Annotated in this window: 12 protein-coding genes and 1 pseudogene; 6 read left to right on the plus strand and 7 right to left on the minus strand. The window is 40.9% G+C overall.

The genetic code is table 11. The features are described 5' to 3' along the window. The 3 genes and pseudogenes from Q0212_RS13785 to Q0212_RS13795 all read right to left on the minus strand — a co-directional run. Window positions 1-249: hypothetical protein (locus Q0212_RS13785; protein WP_297926513.1), on the minus strand; the 249-nt coding region annotated here is incomplete at its 3' end. Next, on the minus strand, window positions 246-473 hold the full coding sequence (locus Q0212_RS13790) for a TRAM domain-containing protein (RefSeq protein ID WP_367175998.1): 228 nt from the start codon (window positions 471-473) through the stop codon (window positions 246-248). The genes Q0212_RS13785 and Q0212_RS13790, both read right to left, overlap by 4 nt. A 6-nt stretch (window positions 474-479) precedes the next feature. Further along, window positions 480-635: pseudogene (locus tag Q0212_RS13795) on the minus strand (bifunctional phosphoserine phosphatase/homoserine phosphotransferase ThrH); the annotation flags it as partial. A 190-nt stretch (window positions 636-825) separates the two neighbouring features. Here Q0212_RS13795 and Q0212_RS13800 point away from each other — a divergent pair. Both Q0212_RS13800 and Q0212_RS13805 read left to right on the plus strand, forming a co-directional pair. Then, window positions 826-1551: a phosphoadenylyl-sulfate reductase gene (locus Q0212_RS13800; RefSeq protein WP_297926514.1), complete on the plus strand. Its 726-nt coding sequence runs from the start codon at window positions 826-828 to the stop codon at window positions 1549-1551. A gap of 90 nt (window positions 1552-1641) precedes the next feature. Then, complete coding sequence (locus tag Q0212_RS13805; protein ID WP_297926517.1) at window positions 1642-1977, plus strand: hypothetical protein; 336 nt, start codon at window positions 1642-1644, stop codon at window positions 1975-1977. 59 nt (window positions 1978-2036) lie between these two features. Here Q0212_RS13805 and cysB read toward each other — a convergent pair whose 3' ends face one another. Further along, window positions 2037-3011, minus strand: a complete 975-nt coding sequence (gene cysB / locus Q0212_RS13810) for an HTH-type transcriptional regulator CysB (protein WP_297926518.1) — start codon at window positions 3009-3011, stop codon at window positions 2037-2039. A 117-nt stretch (window positions 3012-3128) separates the two neighbouring features. Here cysB and Q0212_RS13815 point away from each other — a divergent pair, with 117 nt between their 5' ends. Next, window positions 3129-4013, plus strand: coding sequence for a sulfite exporter TauE/SafE family protein (locus tag Q0212_RS13815; RefSeq protein WP_297926520.1), 885 nt, complete (start codon window positions 3129-3131; stop codon window positions 4011-4013). A gap of 91 nt (window positions 4014-4104) precedes the next feature. Further along, entirely contained in the window at window positions 4105-4344 is a 240-nt protein-coding gene (locus Q0212_RS13820; protein ID WP_297926522.1) for a hypothetical protein, read from the plus strand. Between the two features lie 30 nt (window positions 4345-4374). Here the strand turns inward: Q0212_RS13820 and nfuA are convergent, their stop codons facing one another. Beyond that, window positions 4375-4980: a Fe-S biogenesis protein NfuA gene (gene nfuA, locus Q0212_RS13825; protein ID WP_297926523.1), complete on the minus strand. Its 606-nt coding sequence runs from the start codon at window positions 4978-4980 to the stop codon at window positions 4375-4377. Between the two features lie 148 nt (window positions 4981-5128). Here nfuA and metH point away from each other — a divergent pair, with 148 nt between their 5' ends. Then, on the plus strand, window positions 5129-8848 hold the full coding sequence (gene metH / locus Q0212_RS13830; protein WP_297926525.1) for a methionine synthase: 3720 nt from the start codon (window positions 5129-5131) through the stop codon (window positions 8846-8848). Between the two features lie 183 nt (window positions 8849-9031). Beyond that, complete coding sequence (locus Q0212_RS13835; protein ID WP_297926527.1) at window positions 9032-9757, plus strand: hypothetical protein; 726 nt, start codon at window positions 9032-9034, stop codon at window positions 9755-9757. 117 nt (window positions 9758-9874) lie between these two features. Here the strand turns inward: Q0212_RS13835 and Q0212_RS13840 are convergent, their stop codons facing one another. Both Q0212_RS13840 and Q0212_RS13845 read right to left on the minus strand, forming a co-directional pair. Then, a complete protein-coding gene (locus Q0212_RS13840; RefSeq protein WP_297926530.1) occupies window positions 9875-10030 on the minus strand; it encodes a hypothetical protein in 156 nt (51 codons plus the stop codon). A gap of 90 nt (window positions 10031-10120) precedes the next feature. Continuing rightward, entirely contained in the window at window positions 10121-10582 is a 462-nt protein-coding gene (locus Q0212_RS13845) for a class I SAM-dependent methyltransferase (protein ID WP_297926531.1), read from the minus strand. Window positions 10583-10711 lie beyond the last annotated feature (129 nt).

The raw sequence follows: 10711 nt of genomic DNA on the forward strand, positions 1-10711 counted from the left end.
ATCACTAGGAGAAATAAATTTATCTAATGCGACCATCATTTTATGTTTTGCAAAAACAGAGGCCATGGCAAAAGTGCCTGTATGATCCATATTAGAAGCAATAATAGGAACACCTTCCCATTGATAAGGGGAATATTTAAAACGATATTCTCTTACTAAATTCACTTCGGAACGCGATTTTAAAGTGCTGCGTTTAGGGCGAATCAATACATCTTTAAAATCCAGCTTAATATCTTCTTCAATTCTCATAAGGATTCTCCTATCCATTCACCTCGTAAAGTCGTAATTCTATGTGCTGTTATTTTCACCGGAACTATTTGACCTAATAAATTTTTTGGTGCAGCAAAATTCACCACGCGATTATTTTCTGTTCTTCCTGCCAGCTCCTCAGCGTTCAAACGAGCATGACCATGAACTAAAACTGGCTCAATCGTATCAACCATAGAGGCACTGATTTTTTGAGTATTTTGCATAATACGTTCTTGTAAAATAGCTAAACGTTGCTTCATTAACACGTCATAATCTGGAATATCGCGTGTTGTTGCTTCTAAGGCTTTGATGCCTGTTTTTTTAGCAAAGTTAATCCAAATTTCGGGGACTAATACCCCTTCTAAGTCTAAACACACGATTTCCATCGTTGTCTCCACGTGATTAAGTAATAAAGTTAATTTTTTAGGCTTTTTTCTAGACTCTAAAAAACAGGCGAACTGTAGCGTTTTTAATAGAATGCTGCAAGCAATCACTAAATGCTGTTAGAATTAGAGTTTTTCACGATTGCTGTGTACAACAGCTTTTAGCCATTTCCGAACATATAGAGGAACAGCCATGACCATTACTCATGCCAATGCTCAACAATGGGCAACTGATTATGAAGAAAAAACCCCTCAAGAAATTTTAGCACTTGCTTTAGAGAACTTTCCTGATGTTGCTATTTCTTTTAGTGGTGCAGAAGATGTTGTATTGATTGATATGGCCGCTAAATTGGGCAAGCCATTTCGTGTATTTAGCTTAGATACGGGTCGTTTACACGCTGAAACTTATCAATTTATTGAAAAAGTACGCAATCACTATAAAGTCAATATCGAAATTTGTTTTCCTGAATCTGCACAAGTGCAAGAAATGGTCAATGCTAAAGGTTTGTTTAGCTTTTATGCTGATGACCATAAAGAGTGCTGTACCGTACGTAAAGTTGCGCCATTAAAGAAAAAGTTAGCGACTTTAGATGCATGGATTACAGGTCAACGTAAAGACCAAAGCCCCGGTACACGTTTAGCTGTGCCTGTGGTACAAGCTGATGCTGCGTTTAGTGGTGCTGGCAAACAATTAATTAAGTTTAATCCTTTGTCTAACTGGTCTTCGGCTCAAGTGTGGGATTATATTCGTAGTAACGAAGTGCCTTATAATGCTTTACACGAAAAAGGCTTTACTAGCATTGGTTGTGAGCCTTGTACACGCGCTATTTTACCAAACCAACACGAGCGTGAAGGTCGCTGGTGGTGGGAAGAAGCCACAAAGAAAGAATGTGGTTTACATGCGGTAAATATTAAGTAATAAAATCCCCCTAGCCCCCTTTATGAAAGGGGGAATTCCCTCCTTTTGTAAAGGAGGGTTGGGGAGGATTTAAATAATGAGGATTTTATAATGCACATTACAATGGTCAAAAAGATTTTAGCAGATGGCTCGCCTTGCAAAAAATGTGGTGAAGTGTTGGCAAAAATGGAAGCTGATGACCAATTAAAATTTATGAATGAAATTTTAGTGGCTGATGAGCGTGACCCTGAATCAGCAGGTATGCAATTAGCAAAAAAACTTGGCGTTGACCGTGCGCCGTTTTTTGTGGTGAGCCAAGATGATGGTAGCCAAACCATTTATACCGTGTATTTAAAGTTTGTTAAAGAAGTGCTCAATGCCACGACTAATGAAAAAGAAGAACTCAAAGAATTAATGAATAATAGTCAAGATTTAGACTTTTTATAGAATTTGGCTTCGACTTCGCTCAGCCACCGTATGTGTCCTAAACGAAGTCGAAGGAAAATCTACAAAACTGGCAACTCAACCTTGGCAAAAATTTGCTCTCGCTCTTCTGTCGTTTCTGCCAAAATTGCTGCTTCTACTCGTGCTCTGGTTAAATGAGGCGCAAAAGCAGCCATAAAATCAAACATAAAACTCCGCAACCACATGCCCTTTCTAAAAGCAATTTTGGTGGTACTTGATGCAAAAAGATGGCTCACATCTAAGGCGACCAAATCTGTATCAATATGTGGTTCATAGGCCATGTGGGCAATGATTCCCACCCCCATACCTAACTTAACATAGGTTTTGATAACGTCTGCGTCTGTTGCCGTAAATACCACTTTAGGCGTTAAACCGTGTTGGCTAAAAGCATCATCAAGTTGTGAACGACCTGTAAACCCGAAGACATAAGTCACAATTGGATATTGGGCAATTGCTTCTAAGCTGAGTTGTGGCAATTTAGTGAGTGGATGATTTTTTGGCACAACCACCGATCTATTCCAACGATAACACGGCAATAAAATCAGGTTATTAAAGTGCTCCATTGCTTCGGTAGCAATGGCAAAATCTACTAATCCTGAAGAGGCCATTTGAGCAATTTGTTGCGGTGTGCCTTGCTGTAAATGCAAACTCACTTCAGGATATCGTTTTCTAAATTGTTCAATCACAGGTGGTAAACGATAACGTGCTTGGGTGTGCGTGGTAGCAATCGCTAATCTTCCCATATACGGATTACTATATTCCTCGCCCACCTGACGAATATTTTCTACCTGACGCAGAATTTCATGTGCTATCTTTAAAACTTCTTGCCCTGCTGGGGTAATTTGCGTTAAATGTTTGCCACTACGGGTAAAAATTTCTACGCCCAACTCATCTTCCAACAATCTAATTTGTTTACTGACTCCCGGTTGAGAGGTAAATAAATTTTGTGCAGCGGTGGAGATATTCAGTTCATGACTGGCAACCTCACAAATATAACGTAACTGCTGTAACTTCATCGTTTTTACCTTTTCTCTATATACCATCTAGTTATAAGCATATAGCTAAAAATTATTTTAGCAATATAAGAAATTGGTTACAGTAGCCGCTCTTTACAAAAATAGACTTTTTTAATCATGCCTGATTTTTATTTTATTTTAGCTGGCTTAGTCGTTGGCTTTTGTGTTGGGGTAACAGGTGTGGGCGGTGGCTCATTAATGACGCCCATTCTCATTAGTTTTTTACGGGTTGAACCACATATCGCCATTGGTACAGATTTATTGTATGCCGCTATTTCTAAATTTTGTGGCTCTTTAGTGCATGCCAAAAAACTGAATATTGTTTGGCCGATTGTGTTCTGGTTAGGTTTAGGCAGTATCCCAGCTTCTTTAGCAACCACATGGGCTTTAGAGCATTTTATGGGTGGTGCTAAAGAATACAAAAAGCTGTTAACGATTATTTTGGGCGGAATGTTAGTTATAACAGGCATTTCTATTGTTTTTAGACAAAAAATTGAAGCTTTTTTTAATCGTCACCAACATGATGTTGCTGGTGAAGCATTAAGTGCTGATGAACATAGCCAAGTTGTACTCAAACATAAAGGTTGGGTAGTGTTAATGGGCATATTTTTAGGCTTTTTTGTCACTTTATCGTCAGTTGGTGCAGGTGCATTTGGCATTATGGCCTTAGTGTTGTTGTTTCCTAAACTACCCATGATTCGGATTATTGGCTCTGATGTTGCTCATGCAGTGTTGTTAACTCTTGTTGCTGGTTTGGGACATTTAAAAGCTGGCAATGTTGATACCCATTTATTAATGTTGTTATTAATGGGTTCTATTCCTGCAATTATTGTGGGCACATTATTAAGCTCTCGCTTGCCTGAGCGTGCGATTCGTAAGGTGTTAGGCGTGACGCTGATATTATTAGGTACAAATTTTATTGTTAATCCTGTTAAAGCTAAAGCAGCCCCTGTTACACCACCACCTGTGACGATAGTTGCACCTCTAAGGCAAGCTGTTTAGCATAGGAAGACTCAAAAATAAAAGCTAACTACGAGGCATGAAAGGCAACCACAAGGGTTGCCCCTACCAATCAATATAATGAGAAAACCACATGGCTATTTTTAGAATGATTTTAGGTATTTTTTTAGTCTTAATGGCTCCTGCCATGATTTATATTGGCCTTGATGCCGAAAAACATGGGATTGATTTAGGCGAACTCAATGGTACTCGTGGTGCAGCCATGTTTGATTTATTTGGTATGTGGGGAATGGCGTTAATATTTTTTGGTTTTGGTGTTTCGGAGATTTTAACAGGCAAAAAACTGTTAAAAGAGAAAGATAAGAGAAATTAAAGGGCAACCACAAGGGTTGCCCCTAAAGAATTATTTAAAATAGGCGTTATCACGTTGACTGTGGTCGGTACTATCAGTCACACGTTGCAATTCTGGAATATTCGCTTTTAAGGTCGTTTCTACACCTTGTTTTAAGGTCATATCAACGGCTGAACACCCCTGACAACCGCCACCAAATTTTAATACGGCGGTTAAACCATGCTCGGTGTCTTCATACACTTCTAATAAGCTAACATTACCATTGTGTGCGGCTAAGCTAGGATTGATTTCGCTAAACAACACATGGTTAATACGCTCTTCGAGTGAACTATTTTCACCCAATAAAGGGACTTTAGATTTGGGTGCTTTAAAGGTTAATTGACCACCAAAACGGTCTTTGTTGTAGTCAATTACGGCATCTTCTAAATAAGGAGAGCTTTTAAATTCGATATAGGCAGGAAAACCCTCCATTGGCAAACGAATATCATCAATTTGCTCTTCACCTTGGGTGCAATAAGCCATACAACATTCGGCTTTAGGAGTGCCTGCATTTTCAACAAAAATACGCACGCCAATGCCTTCACTATTTTGTTTTGCTAATAATTCACGCAAATAAGCTTGGGCAGATTCAGTAATGTTAATGTTTAGATTGCTCATAACCTTCTCGGAATAGAAAATTTTGCCCGATTATACCTGATTTTTAATAACCTAGTAATTAGCTCAGGATTAATAATTGTTTTGTGCGAAATGAAGACATTTTTGTTAAAATAGCTGCCCTCGTTTTAATGACTGATAGATATACACCATGACAGCTTCTCGTTCTGACTTATTAAAAGATGCTTTAAAACAACGCATTTTGATTATTGATGGTGCGATGGGCACTATGATTCAGCGTTATAAATTACAAGAAGCTGATTATCGTGGGTCACGTTTTGCCGATTGGCCAGATGATGTCAAAGGTAATAACGATTTATTAGTCTTAACCAAGCCAAATGTCATTGCCGAAATTCATGATGCCTATTGTGCGGCAGGTGCAGACATTTTAGAAACCAACTCGTTTAACTCCACCCAAGTCTCACAAGCTGACTACCATATGGAAGCGTTGGTGTATGAGTTAAATGTGGAAGCAGCGCGTTTGGCCAAACAAGTCGCCTTAGCGTGGAGTGCAAAAACGCCCGAAAAACCACGTTTTGTTGCTGGCGTACTTGGCCCAACGTCACGGACTTGCTCTATTTCGCCTGATGTCAATAATCCTGCTTATCGTAATGTCACCTTTGATGAGTTAGTCGAAAACTATGTTGAAGCAACCAAAGGCTTAGTCGATGGTGGCGCAGATATTTTGTTAATTGAAACCGTTTTTGACACCCTAAACTGTAAAGCGGCCTTGTTTGCCGTACAAAAATATTTTGATGACACAGGCACTATTTTACCTGTGATGATTTCTGGCACGATTACCGATGCGTCTGGCCGTACTTTATCGGGTCAAACTGCTGAAGCTTTTTGGAACTCCGTGCGTCATGGGGATTTATTAAGTATTGGTTTTAACTGTGCGTTGGGTGCAGATGCAATGCGCCCTTACATTAAAGAATTAAGCGAAAAAGCCGATATTTTCGTTTCTGCGCACCCTAATGCGGGCTTGCCTAATGCCTTTGGTGAATATGACGAAACCCCTGCTGAAACTGCGGCAATGGTTGGTGAATTTGCCCAAAGTGGTTTAGTCAACATTGTTGGGGGTTGTTGTGGTACTACACCCGACCATATTTCGGCCATTTATAATGCCGTAAAAGACCTTGCACCTCGCGTTATTCCTGAGATTGAACCCGCTTGTCGTTTATCAGGTTTAGAAGCCTATAACATCACCAAAGACTCATTATTTGTTAACGTCGGTGAACGTACCAACGTGACAGGCTCAAAAAAGTTTGCGCGTTTGATTCGTGAACAAAACTATGCCGAAGCCTTAGATGTGGCACGACAACAAGTTGAAAGTGGCGCGCAAATTATCGACATCAACATGGACGAAGGCATGTTGGATTCGCAAGCGGCAATGGTCACTTTTTTGAACTTGATTGCCTCTGAACCCGACATTTCGCGTGTGCCGATTATGATTGACTCCTCCAAGTGGGAAATCATTGAGGCAGGTTTAAAATGTGTACAAGGCAAACCGATTGTTAACTCCATTTCGCTGAAAGAAGGCCACGAAGAGTTTGTGCAAAAAGCCAAGCTGTGCCGCCGTTATGGTGCAGCCATTATTGTCATGGCTTTTGATGAAACAGGCCAAGCCGATACCGCTGCACGTAAACGTGAAATTTGCGAGCGTTCTTATCGTGTCTTGGTTGATGAAGTTGGCTTTCCAGCAGAAGATATTATTTTTGACCCGAACATTTTTGCCGTCGCAACAGGTATTGAAGAACACAACAACTATGCCGTGGACTTTATTGAGGCGACTGGTTGGATTAAACAAAACCTACCCCATGCAATGATTTCGGGTGGTGTTTCTAACGTGTCGTTCTCATTCCGTGGTAACGAACCAGTCCGCGAAGCGATTCATGCGGTGTTTTTATATCACTGTATTAAACAAGGCATGACTATGGGTATTGTTAACGCGGGACAACTCGCGATTTATGACGATATTCCTGCTGAATTAAAAGATGCCGTTGAAGACGTGATTCTTAACCGCAATCAAGGTGAAAGCGGTAATGAAGCCACCGAAAAACTGTTAGCCATTGCTGATAAATACCGTGAACATGGCAAAACCAACGATAACGCTGCGCCTGAAACTCTAGAATGGCGGAATCAATCGGTTGAAAAACGTTTGGAATATGCGCTCGTTAAAGGCATTACCACCTTTATTAACGAAGACACCGAAGAAGCCCGTTTACAAAGCAAACGCCCCTTAGACGTGATTGAAGGGCCTTTAATGGCTGGTATGAACGTGGTGGGTGATTTGTTTGGCGCAGGTAAAATGTTTTTGCCACAAGTGGTGAAATCGGCACGGGTGATGAAACAAGCGGTGGCATGGCTCAATCCCTACATTGAAGCCGAAAAAGTCGTTGGCCAATCCAAAGGTAAAATCTTAATGGCCACGGTTAAAGGCGATGTTCACGATATTGGCAAAAATATTGTTGGTGTGGTCTTGGGTTGTAATGGTTATGACATTGTTGATTTAGGGGTGATGGTGCCTTGCGAAAAAATCCTTGATGTCGCCATGAAAGAAAAAGTCGATATTATTGGCTTGTCGGGTTTGATTACTCCTAGCTTAGACGAGATGGTGTATGTTGCGCGTGAAATGCAGCGTCAAGGCTTTAACATTCCACTGATGATCGGTGGTGCAACCACCTCGAAAGCCCATACTGCAGTAAAAATTGACCCGCAATATCATAATGATGGTGTGATTTATGTGACTGACGCTTCACGCGCTGTGGGTGTGGCGACTTCCCTACTCTCGCCAGAAATGAAACCTGTTTTTGTTGCTGAACGTCGTGCCGAATATGCTGAAGTGCGTGAGCGTCATGCCAACCGTCAACCTAAAGCCGCTAAACTCAGTTACGCACAATCTATTGCCGAAAAATATCAACACGATTGGGCTAACTACACACCACCCAAACCCAAACAATTGGGTGTGACCGTGTTAAAAGATGTGCCTTTAGCCGATATTCGTCCTTATATTGACTGGACACCTTTCTTCATCACATGGAGTTTGGCTGGTAAGTTCCCTGCCATTTTAAAAGATGAAGTCGTTGGTGTTGAAGCAACTCGTTTATACAACGATGCCCAAGCCTTGTTAGATAAATTAATTGGTGAAAAATTATTAACCGCCAATGGTGTGATTGGTTTTTGGCCTGCCGCACAGGTCAATGATGATGATATTGAGGTATATGCCGATGAATCACGCCAAACAGTGATTCACACCTTGCATCATTTACGTCAACAAAGTGACAAAGTCAGTGGCAAACCCAATTATTCTTTAGCCGATTTTATTGCGCCTAAAGCTAGCGAAGTTCCTGACTATATCGGTGCATTTGCAGTGACTGCTGGTTTGGGTGCTGAAGAACAAGCAAGAGCCTACAGAGATGCGGGTGATGACTATAATGCCATTATGGTACAAGCCCTTGCTGACCGTTTAGCCGAAGCCTTTGCGGAATATTTACATGAGCGAGTGCGTAAGCAATATTGGGGTTATCAGGCCAATGAAAGCCTCAGCAACGAAGAGTTAATTAAAGAAAAATATGTCGGTATTCGTCCTGCCCCTGGTTATCCTGCCTGTCCAGAACATACCGAAAAAGCCACGTTATTTAAATTATTAGATGCTGAAGTCAATGCGGGCATGAGTTTAACCGAACACTTTGCCATGTGGCCTGCCGCGTCGGTGAGTGGTTTTTATTATTCTTTACCACAAAGTACCTATTTTAATGTCGGTAAATTGGATAAAGACCAAGTAGAAAGTTATGCAGCGCGTAAAGGGTGGGATTTGCGTATGGCCGAAAAATGGTTAAGCCCGAATTTAGGGTATGAGCCACAAGCCTAATACGCTCACTAAGCAGGCTGTATTCTCGGCCTGCTTCACCTGCCTCCCCTCGTTTGCTAAACTTTTCTTAACAAAAAAATATCTTTATTTTTAAAATCAAGCAGATGACACTTGTACTTAATTCTGCCTCCCCTTACTATCTTGTCGCAAAATAATTCAATTATTTATCTTAGGTTATAAGAAATGCAAATAACAAAAATTAAAAAATTTAGTATGGTCTTGTTGTTGGCAATCACCTCTTTAACACACATACCACACGCTTTTGCTAATGATGATAATGATTTAGATGAGATTACCGTACAATTAGGTAATGAATGGCGTCTTGTGAAGGATGATACTCGTCGAGGCATTAAAGCTTATGCCAAACTAGAAAATGACAAACGTTTTCGTTCGTTTAAAGTTGAAGCCACACTCAATACTTCTATTGATGTGCTTGGTCGCGTGTTGTTTGATTTTGATAGTTACTTTAAATGGTATTGGCAAATTAAAGACATTCAACTGTTAAAGAAAGTTAGCGAAACCGAGCATTATTTATATATCGCCCACAACGCGCCGCCAACCATTCCTGATCGTGATGTGATTTTGCACACCATTATTGAACCTTATTCTGCTAAGCATCCTTATGTGACTTTTAGAGTCAAAGCAATGCCGAATTATATTCCGCCAAAACCGCCATTGATTAGGATGTTGGCTGAAGATATGTTGTTAAAAATGACGCCTATTGGCAATAAGGTAAAACTGGAAGCTGAGGGTTATGTTGATCCGAATGGCAAAGAACCTGTTTGGGCAACCAACTTTATTCAACGTAGTGCGCCCTATTCGATTATCAAAGGTTTGCAATATATGACCACTTTAGAGCAATATCAAAAACCCGATGATAATCCTCAGTTTGTGTTGCGAGTTAATTAGTGATACACATTACACTTAGTTGCTAACCATTATTTTTTGTAGAGTGGGTTGACGTAGGAAACCCACCTTTTGAGGATGATGGGTTTTGTACCTCAACCCATCTACGACTATTCAACTCTAGGCTACTACTCCCCTCACCGCATTTGCCCTACCACTACAAATCACTTCGCCATTGTTGTTAATATTTAAACGATTGCGAACTGCATCCTTAAAAGCCAATAAATCATCCGTAGGCATTGCCGCTAATGTTGCACCTAAACTGGGGGCAACCATGACAATTGACCAATATTCGTCAAAGCTGCTAAAGGTGCGCTCGACAATAATTTCTTTTTGTTCAATGTGTTGTAAGCCTGCTTGTGTCCATTATTGATATAAATTTTCTTGGCTACTGGCATCAGGGCTTGGCGGTAAAGGTGCGCTGATATTGCGGATTTTTAGCTCTTGGCGTAACACTTCATAAGGAAAACCGCCACCCATTAAATCCCACCCATAAGCGGTGACTATGCCACCCGACTTAACCACTCTAACCATTTCTGCCACGCCTTGTGCTGGGTTGGGCACAAAAAATATCACTAAAGGCATGACTGCAATATCAAAGTTGTTGTTTTGATAGGGTAAGTTCATGGCATCGCCTTGTTGAAAGGTGGCGTTGCTTAGTTGGGGCAAGCTGCGAGCATAAGCAAGTTGTGTTTCGGCTGGGTCTATGCCGTCTATGCTATTAGGGGCGCAACGGTCTACTATCATTTGGGTAAATGCGCCATTGCCACAACCCACATCAAGCCATTGTTGATTAGGCTTTGGGACTAACCAGTGGCTTTGTTGCACAAATAGCGATGATTTGAGGGATTCTGTAAAATAAAGAGATGAAGACTTATAGCCCAGCAAAATATCGCACGACAAATTGGTCAAGTTACAATGCAGCGTTGAAAACTCGCGGCTCACTGATGCTTTGGA

Source organism: uncultured Agitococcus sp. (assembly GCF_937920075.1).
Classification (GTDB): Bacteria; Pseudomonadota; Gammaproteobacteria; order Pseudomonadales; family Moraxellaceae; genus Agitococcus.

What these genes read in the sequence shown, in the direction of transcription:
- Q0212_RS13840 (WP_297926530.1), bottom strand. Translation starts at nt 10,030, where the DNA reads ATGGTTGCCCCCAGTTTAGGTGCAACATTAGCGGCAATGCCTACGGAT.
- cysB (WP_297926518.1), bottom strand. Translation starts at nt 3,011, where the DNA reads ATGAAGTTACAGCAGTTACGTTATATTTGTGAGGTTGCCAGTCATGAA.
- metH (WP_297926525.1), top strand. Translation starts at nt 5,129, where the DNA reads ATGACAGCTTCTCGTTCTGACTTATTAAAAGATGCTTTAAAACAACGC.
- Q0212_RS13790 (WP_367175998.1), bottom strand. Translation starts at nt 473, where the DNA reads ATGCAAAATACTCAAAAAATCAGTGCCTCTATGGTTGATACGATTGAG.
- Q0212_RS13835 (WP_297926527.1), top strand. Translation starts at nt 9,032, where the DNA reads ATGCAAATAACAAAAATTAAAAAATTTAGTATGGTCTTGTTGTTGGCA.
- Q0212_RS13820 (WP_297926522.1), top strand. Translation starts at nt 4,105, where the DNA reads ATGGCTATTTTTAGAATGATTTTAGGTATTTTTTTAGTCTTAATGGCT.
- Q0212_RS13805 (WP_297926517.1), top strand. Translation starts at nt 1,642, where the DNA reads ATGCACATTACAATGGTCAAAAAGATTTTAGCAGATGGCTCGCCTTGC.
- Q0212_RS13800 (WP_297926514.1), top strand. Translation starts at nt 826, where the DNA reads ATGACCATTACTCATGCCAATGCTCAACAATGGGCAACTGATTATGAA.
- Q0212_RS13815 (WP_297926520.1), top strand. Translation starts at nt 3,129, where the DNA reads ATGCCTGATTTTTATTTTATTTTAGCTGGCTTAGTCGTTGGCTTTTGT.
- nfuA (WP_297926523.1), bottom strand. Translation starts at nt 4,980, where the DNA reads ATGAGCAATCTAAACATTAACATTACTGAATCTGCCCAAGCTTATTTG.